Origin of the sequence: Massilia frigida (assembly GCF_011682175.1) — a bacterium.
Taxonomy (GTDB): domain Bacteria; phylum Pseudomonadota; class Gammaproteobacteria; order Burkholderiales; family Burkholderiaceae_D; genus Telluria_A; species Telluria_A frigida.
In genome coordinates this window covers 19,501-42,919 of sequence record NZ_WHJG01000008.1, presented here as the reverse complement: position 1 = coordinate 42,919, position 23,419 = coordinate 19,501, and the positions used below count along the sequence as shown (strand labels likewise).

Genomic DNA, 23,419 nt, shown 5'->3' with positions numbered 1-23,419 from the left:
CGCGTCAGGCGACGTTGCTGCTGCGCTGTTCGAGTTTGCCGACGACCAGGTGGACGAAGGTCTGCACGGTGAACAGGCTGAGAATCTGGCCCGGATGCAGGCCCGGTTTGATCTGGTCGGCCACTTCGGGCATCAGCTCGCGCAGGCGCGCCAGGCCCGCATCCGAGATCACGCCGCCGGGTGCGAATTCGTCGTCGGACATGTCGCCGCGCGCAGCCCGTTCCAATTCGCCGCGCGTGACCTGGATGCCGTAGGTGCGTTCCAGCTTGAACACAATATCGAGAAAATCGAGCGACTCGGCACCGAGTTCGCCAATCAGGCTGACCGTCGGCGGCACGTCGCTGGCGGGAATGGCCAGCGACTCGGCCACGATGGCGCGCACGGTGTCTTCAATTTCCTGGGCAGTTGTGGTGGTCATTTAATGGGAGTCCTCGTCGGTATGTTCGTCGTCAAACCAGCGGGCCACGCGGCCCAGCGGTTTGCGGGTTTTTTGTTCGGGTACGGGGCCGGCCGGGTAGCCCAGCGCAATCGCGCCGACCATCTGCCAGGGCGCGGCGATGCCGAGCAATGCACAAATGCGGTCGCGCGCGATCATCGGCCCCGCCATCCAGCATCCGCCAAGGCCGCTGGCGTGCGCTTGCAGCAGCAGGTTCATGACGGCGGCGCTGGTGGAGCACAGTTCGGCCTGCATGGCGCCAGCCGTGTGGTAAGCGGACGGGTCGGCGCCGCCCGAGGCGAGCAGGTTGGCGATCAGGTCGGGGAATTCGCGGTACTGCGGAATGATGATCACGGCGGCGCTCATCAACGGTTCGTGGAAAAAGTCGCCGTAGCTGCCGAAGTCCTCGGCGTGGTGGCCGCGCGCGATCACCGCCTTCATGTCGTCGGCGCGCTCGCGCACCGCATCGGCGATGCTGGCGCGCAGGCTGCGCGAGCGCACCACCGCAAATTGCCACGGCTGGCGGTTGCTGGCCGATGGCGCACTGGTCGCGGCCAGCAGCAGGCGCTCGATCGTTTCGCGCTCGACCGGGCGGTCGGTGAATTCGCGCGTACTGCGCCGCGAGAGAAACCAGTCCAGGGTAGTCTGTTCGTTCATTCCGCCTTGAATCCTCCATCGACGTTCCACACCTGCGCGGTGACGTAGCTGGCGTCGTCGCTGCACAGGAAGGCCACCACGGCGGCCACTTCGCGCGCACTGCCGACACGTTTGAGCAGGATGCGCTTGTTCAGTTCTTCCGGCGCCAATGCGCGGATGTCGCGCGTCATATCGGTGTCGATCACGCCCGGCGCCACCGCGTTGACGCGAATGCCGCGCGGCGCCAGTTCGACCGCGAGCGCCTTTGTAAACGCTTCGACCGCGCCTTTGGACGCGGCATAATTGCTCTGACCCCGGCCGGGACGCGTGGCCGCCACCGACGACATGTTGACGATCACGCCGCACCGGCGCGACACCATGCGGCGCGAGGCCTGGCGGCAGCAATTGACGACGCCCGAAATATTCACCGAAAAGATATCGTCGAAGTCGGCCGGCTCGCTGGCGCCGAGCAGCGTATCGCGCAGCACCCCGGCATTGCAGACGAGGACATCGAGTTGGCCGAATTTGCTGTCGATGTCGGCAAACAGGGCATCGACCTGTGCGGGGCTTGAAACGTCGGCGCGCGCGAGCACGCATTCGCCGCCGATTAACGCAACCTGTTCGGCGACGCCAGCGGCCGCCGCATCGTCGCTGCGGTAATTGAGGATGACGGTAAAGCCCTTGCGCGCCAGTTCGAGCACAATGGCCGCGCCGATGCCGCGCGAGCCGCCGGTAACGAGTGCGGTTTTCATGGCAGCTCCACGCGGACGATGCCGGCCAGGCCAGGCGCGCTGGCGGACAGGCCGATGGCGGAACGATGGGTCGTAGCCTCGGCCCGCAAGATCGGGCGCAGTGGTCCGGGCGCGGCCTCGCGCAGGCCGGCCAGCGGCGGCATGCACTGGCGTTGCAGCAGCTCGGCCAGCGCGATGGCTTGAACAACTGAAGTGGCGGCGCCGATTTGTCCCATGGCGCTCATGATACAACACAGGGGCGCATCGACGCCGGTGATATCGGCCACCACGCGGCGCTCTGCCGCATCGAAGCTTGGCAGTGCCAGGCCGCAGCCATCGACCGCATCGCCGGGACGCGCAAGCGCACCGACGAGACGAGCGAGCAGCGCTGGCTGGGGCTCCCTCTTTTCGCCATCGGCGCCGTCAAGCGCCTGGATGAATGCGCGCGCGGCGCCGCTGCCCTGCAAGACCAGGGCCGCGGCAGCTTCGCCAGGTACAAAACCCTGTGCAGCCATGTCGTACGGCGCCGCCAGGGCATTCGATACAGAGGAACCGCGTGCGGCCAATTCGACCAGTGTTTCCGGCTCGACCAGGCTGTCGTAGCCAACCACCAGTGCCACGTCGACGGCGCCAGCGGCCAGCGCGCGGATTGCTCCTGCCAGCGCCTGCGCGCCGGCATTGGCGCCGCCATAGGTCGCACCTTCGCCGCGCGCGCCCAATTCCTGCGCGGCGATGGCGTGCGCGTTATTCGACAGGTGCTGCAGGATCCAGAACGGGTGCAGCAGCGCCAGGCCCCGCTCCCATGCGCCATGTCCATCGGCGCGCTGGTGTTCAAAGGCGGGCATCAGGTCGTCCCAGTGCGCGCGCAGCCCGCCATAACCGAAGAACAGCCCGACCCGGTCGCCGCCGGCCACGCCGGCGTCCCGCATCGCCTCGGCAGCCACTTCGACCGCGTACAAGCCCATACGCCGCAGGAAGCGCGCATGGCGCGAGGGTACCGGTGGCGCGGCAATGGTGGCGGCAAGCATGCAGGCGTAGCTGCGCGCGTCGAAGCGCGCGTTGGGCTGCGCCGCGCACTCGCCGGCCAGCAGGCGGTCGACCACCTCGTCAATGCCGGAACCGAGCGGGGTGCGCCATGCGCGGCCGGTCAGCGCCGCCTTCATGCGGGCCTCCCGAGGATCAAGGACACGTTCTGGCCGCCAAAACCGAACGAATTACTGAGTACCACGTCAACAGCGGCCGCGCGCGGCGCACGGATCACGTCCACCTCGCACTGCGGGTCCAGGTCACGGTGGTTGGCCGTCCCCGGCAGCAGATTTCGCTCGAAAGCGAGCAGGCAGGCCGCCGCTTCAATCGCGCCCGATGCCGCCATCAGGTGGCCGATGGCGCCCTTGACCGAGCTGACGGGAACCGCGCCGGGGCCGAACACGGCGGCGATCGCGCGCGCTTCGGCAACGTCGTTGAGCGGCGTGCCAGTGCCATGGGCATTGATATATCCAACGTCCTGGGACGACAGCTGCGCGCGCCGGAGCGCCAGCTCCATTGCCCGCTGCGCAGCCGCGCCGTCCGGACGCGGCGCGGTGACCCGGTAGGCGTCCTGGGTGCTGCCATAGCCAAGCACGCGAGCCAGCACACGCGCACCACGGCTGGCTGCCCGCTGCTCCGATTCGATGACGAACATGGCGGCGCCCTCGCCAATCACCAGGCCATCGCGGCGCAGGTCGAACGGGCGGCAGGCATCGCTGTCGTTGCGCGGCGATGGCGCACCGAGGCGCGACATGCCTCCCAGCCCGAACGGATTGACCATCGAGTCGGCGCCGCCGCACAGGACGATGGATGCGGCCCCGCGCTCGATCAGCGATGCCGCGTGGGCGATGGCAAGGCCGCCGGCGGCGCACGCCGAGGCGTTGACGACGGTCTGCCCGACCAGGCCAAGCACGTCGCCAACCAGGCGCGCGCCAAGGTCCACGTCGGACCGGAAGCGAATGCCTGCCTGCCCTTCGACCGACCAATCGATCGCCTGGCCGCTGAACATGGGGCCGAAATCGTCGAGGAAAGCCTGTTCGAGGCCAAGCGCCATCACCATCGATGCTTCGTCGTCGCCCTGCCCGCAACCAGCCATGCGCCACGCTTCGACGGCGGCCAGCAAGGCAAACATGCATTTGCGGTCGCGCCATGCGCCTGCGCGTTCGTACCCGTCGAGCACAGTTTCCGCGTCGCCCAGGTCGCCGAGATGCGCGCGTAGCCAGCCACGCCCGATGTCGCCATTGGCGACTTCGCAGGCCACGCGCGTATCGAAGGCGGCTGCGTCGAAAGAACGGACCGGGGCGATGTAGCTGCGGCCATCGGCCAAGCCGTCGAACAGCGCAGGCACGCCGATGCCAAATGCGCTGACGGCGCCCACGCCCGTGATGACCGCGCGCGTCATGCCACGCTCCCGAACCGTGCGATTCCAAGGCCGCCATCGATGCCGCTGCTGAAGACGACCGCACGCCGGCAGCGGCCCGTTCTTATCAGGTCAAGCGCCACGCACCAGGCCAGCGCCGGCGCCGCCGCGAGCGCGTCGCCGAGGGCCCGGCTGACGTCGAGCGCAGCGCGGTTACCAAGGCGGGTGCGCGCCTCGCTGCCCCATGGCGCAAGCACGACGAAGGTGTCGTCGCGCGCCTCGTTCAGCACCAAGTCCGCATTGCGCTCCCAGGCGCGCGCGCTGTGAAAGCTGACGGCGTCCAGCGTCGCCAGCGCGCCGTCGGCGCAGGCAGACAAGGCGAGCAGGCCCGCGCCTTCCGCTGGAACGAGGCCGCGCGCGGGATAGCCTGCGGCGTCGAGCTGCGTCCAGGTGACCGGATGCAGGGCCGAATCGGCGCCGCCGGCCAGCGCCGTGCCGCATTCTCCGGATTGGACCAGCCAGTGTGCTTCCGCCAGTGCCGCCACGGTCCCGGTTCCGCGCGAATAGAAGGCGCCGTTGGGGCCACCGGTGCCGTTCAGGATCGCGCCGTGGCACAGCGTGAAGTTGTTCATCAGTTGGAACGCGAACAAGGGATTGCAGGCGGCCAGACCGGCGCCGCCGAAACGCTCCAGCGAAAATGCATGCTCGGCGATGCTGGCCGCCAGCATGCGCGTCAACTCACTCATGGAGCAGCCGGATGCGCCAACGCCCAGGTACAGGGCCGCTTGTTCGCGCTGCGCAGCCGTCCAGCGTGCGTCGGCCAATGCCAGGCGCAGGGCAACGGCCGCCAGCCGCGCCGGATGCGCCATCAGCTTGCGGGCGCGCGCGTCGACGTCGATATCGGCCGGGATTGGAGGGACTTCGGACGCCATCACCTCGCCATGGCTTGCCGCAAGCTGGCGGCTGGCGCCAAATCCGGCATGGCCGGCCAGTCCGCGCCAGGCGAAGCCGAATGCGCTAACGGCCGCCGCGCCGGATATATATACCTGTCTCACGCGCAGCGCCTCGCCAGCAGGCTGCAATTGGCACCGCCAAAGGCAAAGGCGTTGACCAGGGCGGCGTCGACGTTTGCGTGCAGTGCGTGGTCCAACACGTGCGGGAGGGCGCAGGCGGGATCGGGCTGGGTCAGGTTCGCGGTCGGCAGGATGATGCCCTGCTCCAGCGCGGCATGCGCGCACAGGAAGCCGAGCGCGCCGGCGCCGGCGATCCAGTGGCCGAGCCCCCCTTTCACCGAACTGACGTGGGCGGCGTCGAGGCTGCGCCCGAGCACGCGCCGCAACGCCAGCGCCTCCACCGCATCGTTGAGCGGTGTCGATGTGCCGTGCGCCTGGATGTAGCCGACAGCATCCGTGCCAGCGGCGGCGAGCGCGGTGCGCATGGCGCGCGCGGCGCCGTCGCCCTGGGGATCGGGGGCGGTGAGGTGATGGGCGTCCAGGCTGCGGCCTTCGCCCGCCAGTTCCACCGTGGCGTTGCCGCGTTCGCGCGACAGCACCACGATGGCGGCGCCTTCGCCGACCACAAAGCCGTCGCGCCGCACGTCGAACGGGCACGAGACGCCGCGTGCGCTCAGGGCGCCGACACGGCCGAAGCCGGCCAGCATCATCGGATCGACATCGGCGCCGACGCCGCCGCACAGGGCTACGTCGCACACGCCGAGGCGGATCGCGCGTGCCGCTTCGGCAATCGCGCTCGCGCCCGAGGCGCAGGCCAGCGAGATCGTCACGGCCGGGCCATGTGCGCCGTATTCGCGGGCGAGCGCCGAGGTGACGGCGGCGGGCGAGATGATGGAGGCGTCGAATTCGGCCACCAGGGCGGCGGCCTTGACGCCGAATTGCGCATGGTCGAAGCGCGCACCGCCGCCGGCGCCGCGCGTCAATTCATGCAAGGTGGCGAATGGTGCGCGCCCCGATTCGGCGCCAAGGAAGATGCCAAGACGGTCGGGAGCCACATCCAGCCCGGCGGCCTGCCACGCTTCACGCGCGGCTACCCTGGCCAGCGCCAGGCGGCGGTCACCCGTGTGGGTAAAACCGTGGATTTCGGCACCGGCCGTGGAGGGAAAACCGGTCACGTCGAAGCCGGCAACCTGCTTGACGGCGCTGCGTCCGGCGGCCAGTGCCTGGAGCGAGGCGGGCCAGTTCACGCCCAATGCCGTGATGGCGCCAACGCCACGCACGAACACCCGCACCTGCGTCATGGCTCTTCGGCCGAGCCGGTAAGCCAGATATTGAGCACCTCGCGGCGCCGCGCCAGCAGTTTTGGATTGGTGACGCGCGCAAAGGCGAAAGCCAGTTCGGCTTCGGCGACCAGTTTGCCGTCCACCCGCGCCAGTGCGCGCACCTGGCCGCCGTCTTCGTGCACCACGATGCCGTGGCATTCGAGTTCCATCTTGTCGCCGGCGCGCACCTGGTGGCGGAACTTGGCGCGGTCCACCGTGACCAGCAGCGCGTGCAGGTCGTGGCGGCCTTGTTCGCGCATGCTCGCCTCGACCAGCACCCCGCCCAGCTGCGCCATCGATTCGATGATCATCGCACCCGGCATGATGGGATGGCCCGGGAAATGGTCGGCAAAAATATCGTCCGACAGCGACACGCATTTGACTCCCGAAGCCAGTTGCGGCGGCTGAAGCGCCGTAATTTTATCGAGAAGTATGTATCGCATCCACCCTGCCCTTTACGCTTGTCGATTGCCGCCGGCAGCCCTCGGCGGCCACTCAAACCATGCAATTCAGGTTAGGATATCCTAAAGTTAACGCCGAACACCAGTAGATCATCGTTGAAAGGTTCAAATGGAATGTACTAGCTGCGACACGAGCACCGCGCGCAAGGATCGCGAGCACACCTTCTTCATGCACGAGATGGCGGTCTGCGGCGGCTGCGCGACCCCGATCGAAGCGCGCGTGGTGCTGCGCGACGATGGCGTGGTACGCCTGATCCACTGCACCCAGTGCGGGCCTTCCGAACAGATCGTGTCCGATGACGCCAAGGCGTGGGTAGCGGGTTTTCTCGCGCGCGGCCAGGTCGATCCGGCGAAACAAGGCGACCACTATTTCAAGCATACGACGTCGACCTGTCCCGGGTGCCTGGCGCTGCTGCCGGCCGATGTGGTGATCCGCGACGGCAAAGTCTATTTTGTGAAGAACTGCGAGAAGTGCGGCCCGTCCGAGGCGCTGGTGTCGGAAGACGCTGTCTACTACGTGGATGCGTACTCGTACGCGCGCGCCGGTACCGAACCTCTGGTGTTCGCCACCGAAGTGGAGAAAGGCTGTCCGACCGATTGCAGCACCTGCGGCGACCATGAACAGCACACCTGCCTGCCGATCATCGAAATCACCGACTACTGCAACCTCGAATGCCCGGTTTGCATCGTCAACAACACCAATGCGTATCACCTGTCGAACGAGGCGTTCACGCGCATGATCGACACGCTGGTGCGCAACGAGGGCCAGGTGGAGTCGATTGCGCTGTCGGGCGGCGAGCCTACCAGCCACCCGCGCCTGATGGAACTGATTGCGATTGCCACGCGTGAGGAAATCGGCCGCATCGTCATCATCACCAACGGCTTGCGCCTCGGGCGCGACCGCGCCTTTGCCGAAAAAATCAAGGCCAGCGGCGCCTACGTCGCGCTGCAGTTCGACGGTTTTACGGCCGATACGCACGAAAAAATCCGTGGACGCGACCTGTGCGACGAAAAGAGCGCCGCGCTCAAGATGCTCAAGGACCTGAGTATTCCAACCCAGCTGATTTTCGTCGCCGCGCGTGGCGTCAACGAGCACCAGATCGGCCAGGTGGTGGAGATGTTCCTGTCCGAAGACCACTTCCTGTCGCTGAACTTCCAGCCGGTGGCGTTTACCGGCGCCGGCGGCGGGCAGTTCGCGCATGATCCGATGGACCGGCTGACCATCCCCGGCGTGATCAAGGCAATCGAGGAGCAGACCAACGGCAAGCTGAAAGTGAGTGATTTCGCGCCGCTGCCCTGCTCCCACCCGCAGTGCGTGTCGCTCAGCTACCTGCTGCGCATGAACGACGGCACCCATATTCCATTCGGGCGTTTTGTCGACTTCCGCACCCACGGTACCTTGCTGCGTTCGTCGGCCACGCTGGGCGCGTCGCCCGAGATTCACGATGCGATGAGCGATGTAGTGCACGACGTGTTCGCGCGCCAGGATGAAATCGAGCGCTCGGCCGACATCCTGGCGGCGCTGCGCCGCACCATCGATGTGATGTTCCCGAACCGGCCTGTCAGCGCCAAGGAAGCGATTCACCTCGGCGAGCAGCAGGCCAAGTCGATCTTTTTGCACCACTACATGGACCGCCACGACTTCGACCTGGAACGGCTGCGCAAGTGCTGCCACCATTACCCGCAGGTGGACGGACGCATCATGCCGGCCTGCGGCTTCAATATGTTCCACCGGGGTGCGGCCAAGGGGCCGGAGACCGAACTGGCGGCATGGGGCAAGAAGCCATGGACGACGGATGCACCGGTGCAGATCGTACAGTTCCACCGCACCGACACGCGCCAGGCGCTGACCGGGATCGGGGTTGATGAAACGCCGGCGCGCGCGCCGCATTCGATCGGCCTCGGTGGCGGCAAGCCGGTGGTGCTCAAATAATGGGGATGCTGGACGGACGGACCGCATTGGTCACCGGCGGCTCGCGCGGCCTGGGTCGCGCCCTGTGCATGGCACTGGCGCGCGAAGGCGCCAATGTCGCATTCAACTATACCCGCTCGGTGGCGGAGGCGGAGGCCGTGCTGGCGGCCCTGAAGGCGCTGGGCGTGAAGGCGTGGGCGTTCCAGGTGTCGGTGCTGGACAAGGCGGGCCTGCAAGCGATGGTGCGCACCATCGAGCAGGATGCGGGGGCGATCGATATCCTGATCAACAACGCCGGCATCGGCCAGGTGGTGCCGCTCGCGCTGATGGAGGAAGAGGATTGGGACCGGATGATGAACACCAACGTCAAGGGCGCCTTCCTGACCACCCAGGCGGTGCTGCGCGGGATGATCCATCAGAAGCGCGGGCGCATTTTGAATATCAGTTCGCTGGCGGGCGTGAAGATGATGCAGGCGCCGGTGCACTACAGCGCGGCCAAGGCGGCGCTCAAGGGCATGACGGAGGCGCTGGCAAAGGAAGTGGGCCGCTACGGCATCACGGTCAACTGCCTGGCGCCGGGCGTGCTCGATGAAGGCGTCAGCGGCAATGTGCCGGCGGCGAAAATGAGCGAGTACCTGCGCCATTGCGCGCTGGGCCGCCTGGGGACGGTGGACGAGGTGGCGGAGGCGGCGGCGTTCTTTGTCTCCGATAAGAACAGCTATATGAGCGGGGCGACCGTGGTGATCGACGGTGCGGTTTGAGGGCCCCGGCATTGTTCGTTTCCGCCTGGGTGGCCGCCGTGGCGCACGCCCAGGCGTCGCCGCCGGCGGTAGTGGCCTGGCGGACGTGCGCAACGACAGCAGCGTAGTCAGTCCGATCCTGCACACGCTCTACAAACTGCCCGGCGGCGCTGGCGACCAGCTGCGCATGGCGCTGACGCGCGCCTTCAAGACGCCGGATCCAGCCAGGCTGATTGCGCGCCTGCCCTGACCATCGATAACAGCGCGTCGAATCCCGACAGCACCCGCAATCCGGACCTGCGCCCGGAACTGGCGCTCGGCATCGACGCCGCGTACGAGCATCACTGGTCCAAGGGCACGCTGTTGCCGGTGTCCGCCGCGGCGCACCGCAGCGAGGACTGCACCGTGCAGGCGCTGAACCAAACCGGCGGACGCTGGGTCCTGCGTCCGGAAAATGGCGGGCAGTGCGATGTGCGCACGCTGGAGGTCGAAACGCGCTTCCCGCTGCAATCGGTCGCACCAGGCGCACCGCCGCTCGATCTGCGCCTGTCGGTCAGCCGCAACTGGTCGCAGGTGGACCAGGTGCCTGGGCCGGACAATCGCCTGGCCGAGCAAGTGCCCTTGTCGGCCACGGCGGGGGGCGACTATACGGTCGGTGCGCTGACCACCGGGGCCTGGTTCGTGTACAGCAGCGGGGGCCATATACGGCTCGCGCAGGATCAATATACATTTGCTTCCGCCCGGCGCGATCCGGAAATGGTTGGCTTGTGCAAACTGGACAGCACGCAGCAGTTGCGAGTGAGCATTGCCAATGCGCTGCGGCATGACGGGATCAGCGACCGCAGTTACGCGGGCGCGGCCGGCAGCCAGGGGATGCGGTCCACGCAAGCGGGAAAAACCTGGGTGCGTGCGCTGCTGGAGGCGCTCTTCCAGGGATGACATGTGCCTGGTGCAAGGTCCGTCTGCCTTAAGCTGAATCAAGCTCGCTGCCCGTCCCGGCGGGCTTGCCAGCGCGGGGATTCTCTTATCATTTGCTGGCACAGGACGCGGTTGCCAACCTGCCGGCCGCGCATCCTGGGTTTTCATGAAAGAGGCTTATCATGACCCGTCCCCTTACCTTGGTGTCGCCGGTGCTTCCCGGCACCAGTGCAGCCACTGTCGTTGCCAAGCTGGCCCTCCTGCTGCCGCAAATCAATGCTGCGCTGGAATCGATCGGCACTGTCCACTTTGCCCGCCTCGTCTTGCTCGATCGCTCGAAAGCAAATCTTCAACCAGACCTGCTGTCGATTCTGCCATCGGACGACTTGGTCATTGGAATTATCACCTCGTACGATGGCGATTTCAGTACGTATATCCATGATTTCGTCGCCCGATTAAGCGACGAGTTCGACGCGCTGCTGTCGCTGACAGTCGGCGGCGCGGCGCTGACGCCGGTGGTCGATCACGTGGCCGAGTTTGAAGCGTTTATCGCGCAGAACAATGCCTCGGAACATATTCCGAACACCTATTTCTACGCAGCTTACCCGCACACCGTGCAAGCGATCCACGCCGCGATCTGATCTGCCGCGCGCGCCGGGCTGGCATCCCGCTGCGCTGATTTTTTTGCCTGAGCGACGGGAGTACCTGATGAGCGATGCTGCGATTGACCTCGACGACGTGCAAGGCACCATTCTGCGCGGCTATCGCGTGAATCTGGCGCGGCATTTCGTGCTCACGATCACGGATGCGGCGGCGACCGGCAAGCTGATCGCGGCGCTGGTGCGTGGCGATCATGGCTTGCCCACGATTACGACGGCCAGGCGCATCGTGCCCAAGCCGGCCATCTTCGTCAACCTGTGCTTCAGCGCGTCCGGGCTGGCGGCGCTCGGCGTCAGCCCGGAACAGCTGGCGAGCTTCGACGCGGCGTTCCAGCGCGGCGCGACCGATCCGGCCAGCGCCGCGACGGTGGGCGATGTGGGAGCGAGCGCGCCGCAACACTGGATTGGCGGCTTGGACAACGGCGCCCAGGTGCATATCCTGCTCAGCGTGTGGGCGACCGATTCCTGCGCGGCGCTGGAGAGCGTGTCCGCCCGCTTGCGCGCGGCGTTCGTGGGCAGCGTGGCGGAGTTGTACACGCAGGATGGGGCGCAATTCCCTGACAGGACCGTGCATTTCGGTTATCGCCACGGCATCGCGCAGCCGACGATCATCGGGGCGCCGCCGCGCAAGCGCCATGCGCCCGATGCCCAGGCGCCTGTGCCGGCCGGTGAATTTCTGCTGGGCCACCCGAACGCTGCTGGCGGCACTTACCGTGTGTTGCCGGCGGAACTGTCGACCAATAGTAGCTATGCCGTTTTTCGCATCCTTGAGCAGGATGTCGCCGGGTTCGAGGCCATGCTGGCGCGTCATGCGGCCGAGACGGGTATCGATACCGAATTGCTGGCTGCAAAAATCCTCGGGCGCTGGCGCAACGGCAATCCGCTGACGCTGGCGCCGGCGATGCAGGGCACGCGCCTGCCGGACCCGGAACTGAACAACTTCGAGTTCGTCAGCGCGGACCCGGCCACGGACGACACGCTGGGCTTGAAGTGCCCAATCGGCGCTCATATCCGGCGCAACAATCCGCGCGATGCCGCCGTGATCGGCACCGACAGCACGCATCACCGCATCCTGCGGCGTTCGATGCCTTACGGTCCACAGTATGACCAGACGCGACCCGACCAGCACGCACGCGGGCTGATCGGCTACTTCATCAATGCGAGCATTCGCAACCAGTTCGAGTTCCTGAGCAGCGAGTGGAACCGGGCATCCGATTTTGTGAAATCCGCCACCGGACCGGAAGGGCCCGCCGCCGGGAATGCCGTGTACAACATCAGCGGCGAGGACGTTCTTGTCGGCGTGAATGATCCGGCAAGGAGTTCGTTCACCGTGGCAGGCAAGGGGCCGAAAGGCAGCGCCAACCGCACCCTGCATGGTTTTTCGCGGCTGGTGACCACGCGCGGCGGCGTGTACTGCTTTTTCCCGAGCATCAAGGGATTGCTGTTCCTGGCGGCCTTGCCGGCTGCCGGGGCGGAACGCCCGCTGGCTCAGTCCTCGACGTAGACCTTGTCGCGCACGAACTTCAAATGGGCCTTGAACACCGCATTTTCCTTCAGCGACAGGGCCTGGTCGAACCTCATCTCGCCACCGTAGGGAGCACTGACATTGGTGTTCCTGAGGGTGGTGCCGCGCAGCGCCAGCTTTTGCTCGCCCTGGCGCAGGATGATTTTCAGCTCGCTCGCATCCACCCCGCCCCCGCAGGACATTTTGTAGGGCACGGTCACTTCGGCCAGGCTGTTCTTGTCCAGGTCGGTGACCGTAATGTATTCGGGGAAAAATTCCGCACCTGAATCGAGGCCCGGGCAATCCACGTGATCCTGGATGATCCAGGTCTGGGTCCAGGCCTTGTCCTTGTCCTTGTGGGTGTACAGCACGGCATACAGCTCGAACCGTTCCACCGCGCCGGGTGTTGCATTCGCCGCGGTCGACGGCCCGGAACGCAGCGTGACGACCAGCAGGTGTTCGCCGGCACGGTCGACGATCCGCTTGGCCTTGACCAGCGTTCCCCTGGACGGGAGGTGTTCGGACGCCAGGAATCCGGGCGCGACCGGGAAGGTTTGCACCGCTCCCGCCGCCGCATGCACGGCTTGCGGCGCGGCGGCGCCGGCCAGCGACAGGCACAGCGCAAGGAACCAGGATTGGCTGGCTGGCGATCGCTTGATCGTGCCCTGTTGCGTTTGCGCCTTGCGCCCGGGCGGGCACATCGCATGCCGGCGTATCGGTTCAGTCATGGCGCGAAAAGCGCGTGACACAGGTTTGCGCTCCGCTGCCGTCGGACATGGCGCTGATGTGAGCCGTCACCCGGTAGAGCTCGCCGTCGCGGTGCCGGTTCCACATGTCGCCGCTCCAGCTGCCTTTGATGGCGAGGGAGCGCATGATGTCCTGGTCCAGCCCGGGCGAGCGGTCCTCGCAGCACAGCATGCGTCGATGCTGGCCCACCACCTGCGCATGCGCAAACCCGGTGAGGGCCGTCAACGCGTGGTTGATGTCGGTGATGATGCCATCGTGGTCGCTGATGAACATGCCTTCGGGCGCCAGGGTGAAGGCGTCGGCCAGGCGCTGCGTCTGGCGTTCCCGGGCGGTGCGTTGGCTCACGTCGACCAGGACGGCGCGGCAATTCTCCCCATCGTTGGCCAGCGCGGTGCGCAGTTCCACCGTGCGGCGGGTACCATTCTTGGCGACCAGCGTCACTTCGCACTGCGCATCGGACTGGGTGGCAAACAGCGCCTTCAGGCATGCCGCCACCCGGGGCCGGTCGGACTCGGCCACGAAAACGCCGAGGCGCTTGTCGATCACGCGGCTGCGCTCGGTACCCAGCAGACGGGCGCCGGCCAGGTTGGTCTCGGTAATCGTCCCGCTGCGGGTCAGCGTAAAGTAAGGCACGGGAGCAAAATCGTACAGTTCGGTGTAACTGGCCAGGGCCGCCTCGATCCAGGCGCGCGCCGCTTCCAGCTGTTCGTTCTGCAACTCCAGTTCGACCTGATACACCTGCAATTCGTGCAGCAGCCGCTGCGGATTGTCGGCCTGCCCCGTCGGCTGCGTGCCCGCCTGCGGCGCCTGCGCCCGCCGCTGTTCGTGCAGGCGCAGTTCGGCGTCCTCCCGCAATACGCTTTGAAGTGATTGTTCACGGCTCATGATTGTTTTTTCCGATTGATGCCGGCATCTGAAACGGCCGTGCCTGGCCCGCCGGTGTGCTTTGCCATACTGCCTTCCAGCAAGGCCTGCGCATCCCGCACTACCTGTTCCAAGTCCCTGGCCGCGCCCGTTTGCGACGATGGGATCGCGGTGCCGCGTTGCAGCAGGGACAGGGTTTGACGCAGGGTGTCCTCCATCCGTTTGCGCTCGGTGATATCTTCCTTGACCAAAATAAAGTAGCCGGGCTCAGGAGAATACAGCGAGCAATTGATCCATTGTGCGCCATCCCGGGCGGACACTTCCATGCGCTCCGGCTTGCGCGTGGTGGCCACCCGCGCGCAGGCGGCAAACAAGTCCGGATTGAAGGGATAGACGCTGGTGGCCAGCTCCGACTGGCGCTTGCCGACGACGTCGCGCAGCCCGGTCATTTCCATGAACTTGGGATTGACTTCAAGAACAAGAAAATCGCGCGCCACGCCATCGTCCAGGATCACCTGGTGACAGGCGACCGCGTTCAGCGAATGTTCCAGCAATTGCCGGAAACGCGACTCGGAGCGCTTTTGTTCCGTGATTTCCCACGCCATGCCCGAGACGCCGATAATCGCGCCGTGATGGTCGCGCGCCGGTTCGGCATAAAAATCGTAGTAATGCGTGGTGCCGTGCAGGAGCGCCGTCGTTTCGGTGTGCACACTGAGGCCTTGTTCGAGCGCCTGGCGTTTCAGTTGGGTCAGGCGCGCGGCATCGTCGGGTGGCAACAGGTCGGCGTCGGTCTTGCCGATGGCGTCGCCGGAGCGCAGTTGCGGCTGCAAATTGTGCACCCAGGTATAGCGCAACTCATGATCCTGGCTGAACACCGTCAGCGGCGCGTGTTCGATGGCAATCCGGAAGCGCTCATCGCTGAGCCTGAGCGCGCGTTCCAGGGTTTTCGAGGAACTGATGTCGATAAAGGTGATCACCACCCCGTCGATGCGATTGTCCTGAGTGCGGTACGGCATGATGCGCACGGTGAACCAGCGTCCGTCGAGCGCGCTGACCTGGACCTCGCGAAACACCAGCGAGCTCAGCACTTCGCGGGCATCCTCGGCCAGCGCGGGATAGTTCAGCGTACTCACCAGATCGGTAATCGGACGGCCGGCATCGCCCGGGATCAGCTTGAAGATGCCGGTGATGCGATTGGTGAAGCGCCGGATGCACATCTGTTCATCGAGAAAAAGCGTGGCGATGTCCGTGCTGTTGAGCAGGTTTTTCATATCATCGCTGGCTTGCGACAATTCGTCGAGCTTGGCCGACAATTCATGATTGACCGTCTGCAACTCCTCGTTCATCGATTGCATTTCCTCCTTGGAGGTCGTCAATTCCTCGTTGGTGCTTTGCAATTCCTCATTCGTGCTTTGCAGCTCTTCGTTGGTCGATTTCAATTCTTCCTGCGAGGTTTGCATCTCTTCGCGGGCGCGCTGCAACTCTCCGCGCGATTGCTGCATTTCCTGCGCCATGGCATCCATGCGCTCGGCCTCGGCGCCGGCCAACTGGCCCTTGCGCGGTGGTTTTGCGCGCGCCGCCGGCTGGTCGGAAAACACGATCAGGACCATGCCGCTGAGCGGTGCCGGTTCCTGCAGGCTGTGGACTTCGACATTGACCATCAGCGCGCCGTCATTGCCACCCACGCGCAGCCCCTTGAGCACTTGGCTGCCCTGCTCGCGCACGACCCTGGCGAAGACTTCGTTCAAGGCCCCCGACAGCCCCTCGCGCGCCATGGCGAAGATATTCAGGTTGGCCTTGCCCACGGCCGGCTCCAGGTATTTCCCGGTCTTGCCGCTGATATAGATGATGTCGCCCTTGTCGGTCGTGAGCACCGCGGCCGGCGAAAAACGTTGCTGCAGCAAGGAATCGATCAAGGTTTGCACGCTGGCGCTACCCGACTGGGCCGCGCCAGCGGCGGGAACCGGCGCGGCCAGCCCTTTGCGGGAGCGGCCATAAATCGACGCGGGAAAATCGACCAGCTCCGTGCGCGGACTGCTTTCGCGGCGCTGATAGATGCGCGTCTTGCCTGGCCATGCGGCGAACAGGTCGCTGGCGGCGCCCACCGTTTCGGCGCTCCCGAGCACCAGCAAGCCGCCCGGCCTGAGACTGTAGTGAAACAGGGGCAGCAGCTTTTTCTGCAAGTCCGCTTCCAGGTAGATCAGCAGGTTGCGGCAAGTGAGCAAGTCGAGCTTGGTAAACGGTGGATCCATCACCAGGTTTTGCGGCGCGAAGGTGACCATTTCGCGAATTTCCTTGCAGACGCGGAAACCGCCATTGTGCTGGATAAAATAGCGGCGCAGGCGGGCCTCGCTCACGTCGCTGGCGATGGTGCCCGGAAATTCGCCGGCGCGGGCACGGTCGATCGCGTCGCTGTCGAGATCGGTCGCGAAGATTTGCAGGGTGAAGCGGGCCTCCGGCTTGAGGCGTTCGAGCGTGTCGCGGAAAGCGATGGCCAGCGAATACGCTTCTTCGCCGGTCGAACAGGCTGGCGGCCCACCCCCCACGGGGGGGCGGGGGGGGGGGGCGCCCGCCCGGGGGGGAAGACGGGGGGCGGGCGCGGTGGCCCCCCCGGGGGGGGGGGGGGGGGGCGGGGAACCCTCGGCCCCCCCAATCCGGTCCTGCGCGGGCCCACCCGGGGGGGGCCCCCCCCCCCCGGGGGGGCGTGGGGGGGGGCCCGCCAGCAGGGCGGGAAAGACGTCGGCCTCGATCTGTTCCCACACGGGCGTGTCGCGGAAGAAGCTGGTCACGCCGATCAGTAATTCCTTGAACAAGAGCTGGGCCTCGTGGATATTGTCGCGCACGTAGCGCACGTAGTCGGCAATGCTGGCCAACTGGTGCAGCCCCATGCGCCGCTCGATGCGGCGGTAAAGGGTGCTTTTCTTGTAGAACGAGAAATCGTGCCCGCTTTGGGCGCGCAGGATCACGACGATTTTTTCGAGTGCGCTGCCGTCGGCGTCGGACAAGCTCAGTTCGGGCGGGCTGACCAGCAGCGGCGCGTGACGCCGGTAGGCGAGGATGCGGCTGGCCAGTTCGTCGGCGGGCGCAATCACGTCGGCCAGGCCGGCGTCGATGGCGCTGCGCGGCATGCCGTCGAACTTGGCCGATTCCGGATCCTGGACGAACACCGCGCCCCCGCTTTCCTTGATCGCCCGCGAACCCAGCGAGCCATCCGAACCCATGCCGGAAAGAATCACGGCGATGCTGTTGGCTTGCTGGTCGGCCGCCAGGGAGCGAAGGAAATAGTCGATCGGCAAGCGCAGCCCGCGCGGCTCGGCCGGTTCGAACAGGTGCAAGACACCGTGCAGGATGGACAAATCGCGGTTCGGCGGAATCACGTACATATGATTCGGCTCGACCCGCAGGCGGTCGCTGATTTCGACCACGGGCAGGGTGGTACCGCGCTGCAGTAGCTCGACCATCATGGCCTTGTGCTCGGGATCGAGGTGCTGCACGACGATGAACGCCATGCCGCTGGCGGCCGGTACGCCCGACAGGAACAATTCGAGCGCTTCCAGTCCGCCAGCGGAGGCGCCGATGCCGACGATTGCGGTGGCGGCCGGGCGCGTGTCGAACGCATGGGCCGGCGCCGTGCCGGACTGGCTGGCCTGCTTGCGCGGTGTCGTGCTGGTTTTTTTCATGACAGGTTGGTGGATCGTGGGGAGTTGAATCGCGTCGCAAGCGGCGGCAAGCGCAGTGCCGTACTATACCATCGGGGCCTGCGGGCCAGTATCGTTGTTCGCTCGGGCATCCTGCAGTTCGAGGAGCTTGCTCACGAACTCGCGCGCCAGCAGCTGGTACTTTTCATCGAGCAGGTGCAGGTCGGCGATCAGGGCCAGGTCCACGCAGGCCTCGCGGGTGGCTGGATGGCCTTGTTCACCATCCCCAAAGCCCAGCCATTCGGGCGAGACCAGCAGCCATGCGGCGATGGAACGCAGCTTGGCCTGGGTCGGGACGGTTTCTCCGCGCAGCCACTTGCGGGCCGTATCCACCGTGATCGATGCGCCGCGATGGCGCCGGTTGAATTCGCGCGCCATGCGCATGGGTTGTCCGACGGGAATCCGATATTGTCCAATCCCAGGCGCAAGCGCGCCCTGAAGGTATCGGGTTCCGGAGGCAGACGCATGGAGCATGTATGTCGAAGCATTCTGATGGGCAGGATGGTGTGGATCGATTCCATCAACATTCCTGACGATATTGCGTTTTGGCATCGTCCTCTTTCCAGCCTGGCAGCGCAGGCGTGCTTGCGCCTGCCTGGCATCAGGTTGACGCCGGGTCTCAATGTTCGATATAGACCTTGTCGCGGATGAATTGCAAATGCGCTTTGAAGACGGCGTTTTCTTTGAGCGACAAGGATGCATCGAACACCATTTCTCCCCCATACGGCGAACCGTTCCTGGTACCGGTCAGCGTACGTCCGCGCAGCGCGAATTTCTGGGTTCCCTGCCGCAGGATGACCTTGAGGTCGCTGGAATCGACGCCGCCGCTGCAAAACATTTTGTACGGCACGGTCACTTCGGCGATGCCGTTGTTGTCGAGGTCGGTAATGGTGATGTACTTGGGGAAAAAACTGGCCGATGAATCGATCACGGGGCAGTCGTTCGCATCTTCGATCAGCCATGCGCGGGCCCAGCGATTGGCCTTGCGGGTGTACAGCGAGGAGAACAGTTCGTAGAGCTCGTCGCGGCCGGGCTCCGCGTTGAAGGCGCTCGATGGACCGGTGCGCATGCTGACGACGAGAATGTGCTCGCCTGCGGCGTCGGCAAAGCGGGCGGCCTTGACCAGCTTGCCTGGCACGGCGATGTGTTCGGATTTCAGAACGGCTGGCGTGACCGGGGTGTGCTGCACGCTGGCGGCCAATGCGGTCGGGGACGCTGCCGCTGCGATCAGCGACAGGCACAAGGTGATGGGGGGAAATGCGGATTTTATCGACATGCTTCTACTCATCTATTCGATTCAAAAATGGGGGCGCCGCGCCCGCCGGGCGGGCAGTAACGATGCCGGAAGGTGGATCACTGACGTCATATCGTCGCGCCGGCCAGCTTAGCAGAGTCCCGGTGCACCTCCGCCGTCAGTCGGCGGCGTTGACGCCGGATGAGCGCTGACGCCCGGCCGGGCCCGCACCACGCGGTGCAATGGCGCACGAGCATATCGTGCTGAAACCGCTGGCTCGCTGGTCATCAGCGCCCATGAACTGGCCCAGTTGGCGCGCTTTTATATCGGGCGGGGCAGCGTGGACGGGCAGCGGATATTGACGCCAGAATCAGTGGCACGCATCGAGCGCGCCGAGTCGAACCTGGGGGCGACATTCGGTTTCAGTAACGCATATGGCTTGGGAAATACGCCGATGGCCGACAGCGGCATCACCTTTCGAGGCCACAACGGCAGCATCGATTCGTTCACCTCGGTGCTGGGTTACACCCTGCGCAACGGTTCCGGCTACGTGCTGATGGCCAATGGCGGTGAGGGGGTTGATTTCGCGGGACCGGCCGCCCATCTGATTCAATCCTGCCAGACAGGGGTGGCTTGTACTTTCGCTTGCTGCCGCTGGTCGCCGTCGCCGCATTGGCGGTGACGCTTGCGCTGCCTTTGCTGGCCTTTTCAGATTCCGGCATGACCACCGTTCTGCGATTGGCCAACATCGGCCCCTATTCCTTGCTGATCCTGGTCTGCCGCGTGTTCTATCCATTGCTGGCATTGACAGGCATGGTGATGACGGTGCGCAATCATGCCGCGCCCCGATGGATTCGTGCCTATGTCGGCTTGTCGTCGCTGGGACTGGTCAGCGTTGCGGCGTATGCAGCAGCAATCGGCTGGCTGCCGCTGCGTACGTGGGTGCTGTAGGCGGGTAATTCCGGGATGACCGGCATTGCCAAAGGGTCTTGCGGCCGCGAGCGCCGGCAATGCGGAGATGGGTGCAACGCAGGCGTGGCGGTCGGTGTAGTCCTTGTCGCCGATAAATTTCAGTGACGATTTGTGCGCGACATTCTGCTTCAGCGGCAACGCGGGTCGGAAATCCATCTCGTCGCCATACGGCGCAACGGATTTGGCATTGGCGAGGGTGCGTTGACTTGGGAGCATCTCCACGGCAGGGGTTTTGGTCAGGGAAACTTGCAGCCAAACCATCGTCGGCCGTGGATCGCGCGCTGCGCAACGCCGGGCGCGCGCTTTTAATGCGGCACTGATGCGCCCCCGCTTGCCGTTTCCGGGCGCACGGGAGCGCGGTGAATTACGGTTTCTGAATCGTGTACCGCAAATTTTCTTTCAAAATAGCCAGCATCGCGCCGGGTGTGCACCCAAACATGATCGCCCTCTTCCTTGATCAGCGAGCCCCACATTGGTGTTTCAAAGCGTGGCGTAACGAAAGACGAGACCAGGTGAATCGTTTCTTCGCTTGCGCGTTGCTCCGGACTGTCCGCCTTCACGCGTGCGATCAGTTGTGCGTAGGCACTCGTCATGGAAGCCTGGATCTGGCTGGTCTGGGGGTCGTCGAGCGCAGCCAGCTGATCTACCGTAAATTTGCCCGGAAGCTGGTAGAGATACTTGCCCCGCCACACCGACGGTGCATCACCTTGATCAATCAACATGCCGGCCGCCAGGGTCAGTGCTTTGTCGTCGATTTTGGTGATCAGCAAGTAGGGATTCACACGGCCCGGGGTGCCCTGGCCTGGCTCGACCAGCACGAATGCCGTCTCCCTGGTCGCTTGTGCGAACAGATCACGCGGTTTGATGTTGATTTTGTTACCCATTTTGCCGGCGTCGGATTTGGTTGTCTCCGTGACCATGGCTGCGTTCGCCAGTACGCCTATCGGGCCAAGCAACAAGCCAACAGCGACACCGCCGCCCCCGAAGTTTTGCGTGTACAGCTGGGTTTTCGCATCGTCCAGCAAGGCTGTGTTGCCGTCCGTCGTGGTAAAGATCGAGGTTGGGAGAATGGTATGCGTCCCTGCCGCCGTGCGTGCCTGCATGGGAGGGGCAATCTATGGTCCAGCGCACCCGGTGAGGACGGCGGCCAGCAGCAGCACAAGTGATTTTTTGGAAGGTGACATCGGGTTCCCGGTTGGTGAGGATGGACTGCGGCTATACATACACGAGGCGGGATTGTGGCACCGATGATTCACGAATGCAATTTTAGTTTTTGAAAAGCACGCCGATCGCTCAACTACCACTCATGCGAGAGCGACAGCGCCGTGCGGGTGTAGCAGAGACGACTAACAAGGCCCGCATTTGCAACACAACGCGCTCGTGATTTACTTGGTCGTGTCCAACAGTGCCTTGTCGAGCCTCACAATGATTCTCTGCAATTTCGGACTAGTTCCGTCGAGCTGGTCAGGCCGGTAGTTCCTGGTTTAGCACCATCGCCAAGGGGCCTGCCGCCGCAAGCGTCGACAATGCGAAGAAGCGCGTTATTCAGGTATTGCCGTCGCGTCGGCCAATTCATCAGGACGCGAGAAGCACAGGAGCCGCAAAAGCTCTTGTGCATGCTCCCGCGACTTGACGGCGATGACCAGATCGTGGCGTTGAATGCCGACCGCGTTCACGCTTTGCTTGCCCGGATAAATGACTAGCTCCCGCGTTCCCGCCTCGACTGCGTCGGTGATGGCATCGGACTCTTCATCCTTTGCGGGCGTGAAACTGATCGCCAGATGAAGACCGTGCTTGCCACGCCGAAGCGCTGGCGTTACGGTCGGAGAGGCTTGACTCACAAACGTATTGCAAGCGTGGCGAATGGGAATTGATCGGGGCGGTGCCGGTCGCAATAAAAGAAGCGCTGCACAGATGCCCGCCAATGCCAGGATTGACCCTGCGCGGCGCACGAAGGAAAAAGAATTCAAGGCGTCTCATCTGGTTGTCGGGTGATCACTTACGCTACAAGCGAGAAGCATGATAGCAAAATTGATCGCTCTCTAAACGAGTAGATAGCGCGCCTGCCGGCTACATTTCTTGGCTGGGCGCACGGCGCAAAGCCGACATGGTGTACAGTGCCCGCTCCCGCATTCGGAATCCCCTATGTCAGATATTCCCCAGAAGCGCCAGCGCCCTATTCGCCATATCATCGAACGGATACTCAGCGGCATGCTCTTGGGCGGCAAGGTGGCGGCGTGGAGTTATCGTTGGGGCTGGCACGGCAAACTCAGCGTCGTGCGCTATGAGATGAGCCTGAGCGAGGAAAAACGATTGCCTGCTCCGCTTAGGATTGGGTTTGTCTCAGACCTGCACGCCGGCCCGACCACGCACGCAGGCCTGTTCGATCTTTTGCGCGACCAGTTGCTGTTGCTGCGCCCTGACGTGTTGCTGCTCGGCGGCGACTATGTCTCGTTTGATGCCCGGTACGCCGCACAGTTGCGCGATGTTCTGACGGCGTATGCCCCCGCACTAGGAATCCATGCCGTGATCGGCAACCATGACATCCGGCACGGACGCGAATCGATCGAAACCGTCTTGCGGGATATGGGTGTGCAAGTCCTGGTCAATCACAATATCGCGCTGCCAGCGCCATTCGATATGGTGAGCGTCTGCGGCATTGACGACCCCTGGACCGGTAACGCAGACGCGGCCCGAACGTTTTCGGACTCCCGCCAGGTCAAGCTATTCCTGACGCATTCTCCGGATGGGCTCCTGCATCTGGGCAAAGAAGTCTTTGACCTTGCCTTCGCTGGACACACACACGGCGGGCAGGTCGCCCGCCGTGATGGGGCGCCGCTGGTGCAGCCGACTGGGCCGCTGTCGCGCCAGTACTGCTACGGCGAATTCCCGGTGCCCGGCAACGGGACGATGATTGTCAGCCGCGGGTTCGGATGCACGTTGATACCGTTGCGTCTCAATGCGGATCCGGAACTGGTGATTTGCACCCTGCGTTAGCGCCGGGTTCATGCATATGGCGGACCACCTCGCCCGCTGATGCGTACAGGGCAGAAATCACCTTTGCCCGTACCATCTCTTCACATTGCAGTTTGGCGCGGAAAACGCACGTACGGGATGAAAATGCATCTCGTCGACATACGGCGCAGCCGAGTGGGCAATGGTGAGGGTGCGTTGGCGTGCGGCCATCTCCGCGGCACGGGTGTTGGTCCAGACAGACTTGAAGTCGAACCGTCGTCGGCCATGGAT

At 64.7% G+C, this 23,419-nt stretch carries 24 protein-coding genes; 9 read left to right on the top strand and 15 right to left on the bottom strand.

Features of this window, described 5'->3' with window-relative positions; translation table 11 throughout:
• Nucleotides 1-4 precede the first annotated feature (4 nt).
• The 8 genes from F2P44_RS10290 to fabZ are packed head-to-tail and all read right to left on the bottom strand — an operon-like array spanning nucleotide 5 to nucleotide 6,907.
• Entirely contained in the window at nucleotides 5-418 is a 414-nt protein-coding gene (locus F2P44_RS10290) for an acyl carrier protein (protein ID WP_167086615.1), read from the bottom strand.
• Nucleotides 419-1,093: a nitroreductase family protein gene (locus F2P44_RS10285; RefSeq protein WP_167086614.1), complete on the bottom strand. Its 675-nt coding sequence runs from the start codon at nucleotides 1,091-1,093 to the stop codon at nucleotides 419-421.
• Nucleotides 1,090-1,824: an SDR family NAD(P)-dependent oxidoreductase gene (locus tag F2P44_RS10280; RefSeq protein WP_167086613.1), complete on the bottom strand. Its 735-nt coding sequence runs from the start codon at nucleotides 1,822-1,824 to the stop codon at nucleotides 1,090-1,092. Before F2P44_RS10280 ends, F2P44_RS10285 begins: the two co-directional genes overlap by 4 nt.
• A complete protein-coding gene (locus tag F2P44_RS10275; RefSeq protein ID WP_167086612.1) occupies nucleotides 1,821-2,966 on the bottom strand; it encodes a beta-ketoacyl synthase N-terminal-like domain-containing protein in 1,146 nt (381 codons plus the stop codon). Before F2P44_RS10275 ends, F2P44_RS10280 begins: the two co-directional genes overlap by 4 nt.
• Nucleotides 2,963-4,231 carry a beta-ketoacyl-[acyl-carrier-protein] synthase family protein gene (locus tag F2P44_RS10270; RefSeq protein WP_167086611.1) on the bottom strand — a complete coding sequence of 423 codons (1,269 nt, stop codon included), beginning with the start codon at nucleotides 4,229-4,231 and terminating at the stop codon, nucleotides 2,963-2,965. Before F2P44_RS10270 ends, F2P44_RS10275 begins: the two co-directional genes overlap by 4 nt.
• A complete protein-coding gene (locus F2P44_RS10265) occupies nucleotides 4,228-5,244 on the bottom strand; it encodes a beta-ketoacyl synthase N-terminal-like domain-containing protein (RefSeq protein ID WP_167086610.1) in 1,017 nt (338 codons plus the stop codon). The genes F2P44_RS10270 and F2P44_RS10265 overlap by 4 nt, the downstream gene beginning before the upstream one ends.
• Nucleotides 5,241-6,443: a beta-ketoacyl-[acyl-carrier-protein] synthase family protein gene (locus tag F2P44_RS10260; RefSeq protein WP_167086609.1), complete on the bottom strand. Its 1,203-nt coding sequence runs from the start codon at nucleotides 6,441-6,443 to the stop codon at nucleotides 5,241-5,243. The genes F2P44_RS10265 and F2P44_RS10260 overlap by 4 nt, the downstream gene beginning before the upstream one ends.
• Entirely contained in the window at nucleotides 6,440-6,907 is a 468-nt protein-coding gene (fabZ, locus tag F2P44_RS10255; protein ID WP_167086608.1) for a 3-hydroxyacyl-ACP dehydratase FabZ, read from the bottom strand. Before fabZ ends, F2P44_RS10260 begins: the two co-directional genes overlap by 4 nt.
• Before the next feature lie 127 nt (nucleotides 6,908-7,034).
• Here fabZ and F2P44_RS10250 point away from each other — a divergent pair, with 127 nt between their 5' ends.
• The 6 genes from F2P44_RS10250 to F2P44_RS10225 all read left to right on the top strand — a co-directional run bounded on the left by F2P44_RS10250 (nucleotide 7,035) and on the right by F2P44_RS10225 (nucleotide 12,658).
• Complete coding sequence (locus tag F2P44_RS10250; RefSeq protein ID WP_167086607.1) at nucleotides 7,035-8,858, top strand: radical SAM protein; 1,824 nt, start codon at nucleotides 7,035-7,037, stop codon at nucleotides 8,856-8,858.
• Entirely contained in the window at nucleotides 8,858-9,598 is a 741-nt protein-coding gene (locus tag F2P44_RS10245) for an SDR family NAD(P)-dependent oxidoreductase (protein WP_167086606.1), read from the top strand. Before F2P44_RS10250 ends, F2P44_RS10245 begins: the two co-directional genes overlap by 1 nt.
• Nucleotides 9,588-9,827: a hypothetical protein gene (locus tag F2P44_RS10240; protein WP_167086605.1), complete on the top strand. Its 240-nt coding sequence runs from the start codon at nucleotides 9,588-9,590 to the stop codon at nucleotides 9,825-9,827. The genes F2P44_RS10245 and F2P44_RS10240 overlap by 11 nt, the downstream gene beginning before the upstream one ends.
• A 113-nt stretch (nucleotides 9,828-9,940) precedes the next feature.
• The gene (locus F2P44_RS10235; protein WP_167086604.1) at nucleotides 9,941-10,516 is read left to right on the top strand and encodes a hypothetical protein; all 576 of its coding nucleotides are present in this window, start codon (nucleotides 9,941-9,943) and stop codon (nucleotides 10,514-10,516) included.
• Nucleotides 10,517-10,677: 161 nt separating this feature from the next.
• A complete protein-coding gene (locus tag F2P44_RS10230) occupies nucleotides 10,678-11,136 on the top strand; it encodes a hypothetical protein (protein WP_167086603.1) in 459 nt (152 codons plus the stop codon).
• Nucleotides 11,137-11,203: 67 nt separating this feature from the next.
• Nucleotides 11,204-12,658, top strand: coding sequence for a Dyp-type peroxidase (locus F2P44_RS10225; RefSeq protein ID WP_167086602.1), 1,455 nt, complete (start codon nucleotides 11,204-11,206; stop codon nucleotides 12,656-12,658).
• On the opposite strand, the gene F2P44_RS10220 is transcribed toward F2P44_RS10225, so the two are convergent.
• The 5 genes from F2P44_RS10220 to F2P44_RS10200 all read right to left on the bottom strand — a co-directional run bounded on the left by F2P44_RS10220 (nucleotide 12,643) and on the right by F2P44_RS10200 (nucleotide 19,243).
• Nucleotides 12,643-13,359 (bottom strand): M949_RS01915 family surface polysaccharide biosynthesis protein, encoded by a 717-nt coding sequence (locus F2P44_RS10220; RefSeq protein WP_370662667.1) that lies wholly within the window; start codon nucleotides 13,357-13,359, stop codon nucleotides 12,643-12,645. The genes F2P44_RS10225 and F2P44_RS10220 overlap by 16 nt on opposite strands.
• Nucleotides 13,360-13,378: 19 nt before the next feature.
• Nucleotides 13,379-14,290 carry a PAS domain-containing protein gene (locus F2P44_RS10215; RefSeq protein ID WP_167086600.1) on the bottom strand — a complete coding sequence of 304 codons (912 nt, stop codon included), beginning with the start codon at nucleotides 14,288-14,290 and terminating at the stop codon, nucleotides 13,379-13,381.
• Complete coding sequence (locus tag F2P44_RS10210) at nucleotides 14,287-17,949, bottom strand: chemotaxis protein CheB (RefSeq protein WP_167086599.1); 3,663 nt, start codon at nucleotides 17,947-17,949, stop codon at nucleotides 14,287-14,289. Before F2P44_RS10210 ends, F2P44_RS10215 begins: the two co-directional genes overlap by 4 nt.
• Before the next feature lie 63 nt (nucleotides 17,950-18,012).
• Nucleotides 18,013-18,351, bottom strand: a complete 339-nt coding sequence (locus tag F2P44_RS10205) for a hypothetical protein (protein ID WP_229423487.1) — start codon at nucleotides 18,349-18,351, stop codon at nucleotides 18,013-18,015.
• Between the two features lie 235 nt (nucleotides 18,352-18,586).
• Nucleotides 18,587-19,243, bottom strand: a complete 657-nt coding sequence (locus tag F2P44_RS10200) for a M949_RS01915 family surface polysaccharide biosynthesis protein (RefSeq protein ID WP_167086598.1) — start codon at nucleotides 19,241-19,243, stop codon at nucleotides 18,587-18,589.
• A 268-nt stretch (nucleotides 19,244-19,511) separates the two neighbouring features.
• Here F2P44_RS10200 and F2P44_RS10195 point away from each other — a divergent pair, with 268 nt between their 5' ends.
• Nucleotides 19,512-19,883 carry a serine hydrolase domain-containing protein gene (locus tag F2P44_RS10195; protein WP_229423486.1) on the top strand — a complete coding sequence of 124 codons (372 nt, stop codon included), beginning with the start codon at nucleotides 19,512-19,514 and terminating at the stop codon, nucleotides 19,881-19,883.
• On the top strand, nucleotides 19,847-20,152 hold the full coding sequence (locus tag F2P44_RS10190; RefSeq protein ID WP_167086597.1) for a hypothetical protein: 306 nt from the start codon (nucleotides 19,847-19,849) through the stop codon (nucleotides 20,150-20,152). Before F2P44_RS10195 ends, F2P44_RS10190 begins: the two co-directional genes overlap by 37 nt.
• Before the next feature lie 326 nt (nucleotides 20,153-20,478).
• On the opposite strand, the gene F2P44_RS10185 is transcribed toward F2P44_RS10190, so the two are convergent.
• Both F2P44_RS10185 and F2P44_RS10180 read right to left on the bottom strand, forming a co-directional pair.
• Entirely contained in the window at nucleotides 20,479-21,276 is a 798-nt protein-coding gene (locus F2P44_RS10185; protein WP_167086596.1) for a hypothetical protein, read from the bottom strand.
• A gap of 438 nt (nucleotides 21,277-21,714) precedes the next feature.
• A complete protein-coding gene (locus F2P44_RS10180; protein ID WP_167086595.1) occupies nucleotides 21,715-22,143 on the bottom strand; it encodes a hypothetical protein in 429 nt (142 codons plus the stop codon).
• A gap of 175 nt (nucleotides 22,144-22,318) precedes the next feature.
• On the opposite strand from F2P44_RS10180, the gene F2P44_RS10175 reads away from it, so the two are divergent.
• The gene (locus F2P44_RS10175) at nucleotides 22,319-23,170 is read left to right on the top strand and encodes a metallophosphoesterase (protein WP_167086594.1); all 852 of its coding nucleotides are present in this window, start codon (nucleotides 22,319-22,321) and stop codon (nucleotides 23,168-23,170) included.
• The last annotated feature ends 249 nt before the right edge of the window (nucleotides 23,171-23,419 follow it).

Excerpts from the sequence above, each read along its gene's own strand:
- F2P44_RS10290 (WP_167086615.1), bottom strand. The coding sequence starts at position 418 with ATGACCACCACAACTGCCCAGGAAATTGAAGACACCGTGCGCGCCATC.
- F2P44_RS10285 (WP_167086614.1), bottom strand. The coding sequence starts at position 1,093 with ATGAACGAACAGACTACCCTGGACTGGTTTCTCTCGCGGCGCAGTACG.
- F2P44_RS10280 (WP_167086613.1), bottom strand. The coding sequence starts at position 1,824 with ATGAAAACCGCACTCGTTACCGGCGGCTCGCGCGGCATCGGCGCGGCC.
- F2P44_RS10275 (WP_167086612.1), bottom strand. The coding sequence starts at position 2,966 with ATGAAGGCGGCGCTGACCGGCCGCGCATGGCGCACCCCGCTCGGTTCC.
- F2P44_RS10270 (WP_167086611.1), bottom strand. The coding sequence starts at position 4,231 with ATGACGCGCGCGGTCATCACGGGCGTGGGCGCCGTCAGCGCATTTGGC.
- F2P44_RS10260 (WP_167086609.1), bottom strand. The coding sequence starts at position 6,443 with ATGACGCAGGTGCGGGTGTTCGTGCGTGGCGTTGGCGCCATCACGGCA.
- fabZ (WP_167086608.1), bottom strand. The coding sequence starts at position 6,907 with ATGCGATACATACTTCTCGATAAAATTACGGCGCTTCAGCCGCCGCAA.
- F2P44_RS10250 (WP_167086607.1), top strand. The coding sequence starts at position 7,035 with ATGGAATGTACTAGCTGCGACACGAGCACCGCGCGCAAGGATCGCGAG.
- F2P44_RS10245 (WP_167086606.1), top strand. The coding sequence starts at position 8,858 with ATGGGGATGCTGGACGGACGGACCGCATTGGTCACCGGCGGCTCGCGC.
- F2P44_RS10230 (WP_167086603.1), top strand. The coding sequence starts at position 10,678 with ATGACCCGTCCCCTTACCTTGGTGTCGCCGGTGCTTCCCGGCACCAGT.
- F2P44_RS10225 (WP_167086602.1), top strand. The coding sequence starts at position 11,204 with ATGAGCGATGCTGCGATTGACCTCGACGACGTGCAAGGCACCATTCTG.
- F2P44_RS10220 (WP_370662667.1), bottom strand. The coding sequence starts at position 13,359 with ATGTGCCCGCCCGGGCGCAAGGCGCAAACGCAACAGGGCACGATCAAG.
- F2P44_RS10215 (WP_167086600.1), bottom strand. The coding sequence starts at position 14,290 with ATGAGCCGTGAACAATCACTTCAAAGCGTATTGCGGGAGGACGCCGAA.
- F2P44_RS10210 (WP_167086599.1), bottom strand. The coding sequence starts at position 17,949 with ATGAAAAAAACCAGCACGACACCGCGCAAGCAGGCCAGCCAGTCCGGC.
- F2P44_RS10205 (WP_229423487.1), bottom strand. The coding sequence starts at position 18,351 with ATGCGCATGGCGCGCGAATTCAACCGGCGCCATCGCGGCGCATCGATC.
- F2P44_RS10200 (WP_167086598.1), bottom strand. The coding sequence starts at position 19,243 with ATGTCGATAAAATCCGCATTTCCCCCCATCACCTTGTGCCTGTCGCTG.
- F2P44_RS10185 (WP_167086596.1), bottom strand. The coding sequence starts at position 21,276 with ATGCAGGCACGCACGGCGGCAGGGACGCATACCATTCTCCCAACCTCG.
- F2P44_RS10175 (WP_167086594.1), top strand. The coding sequence starts at position 22,319 with ATGTCAGATATTCCCCAGAAGCGCCAGCGCCCTATTCGCCATATCATC.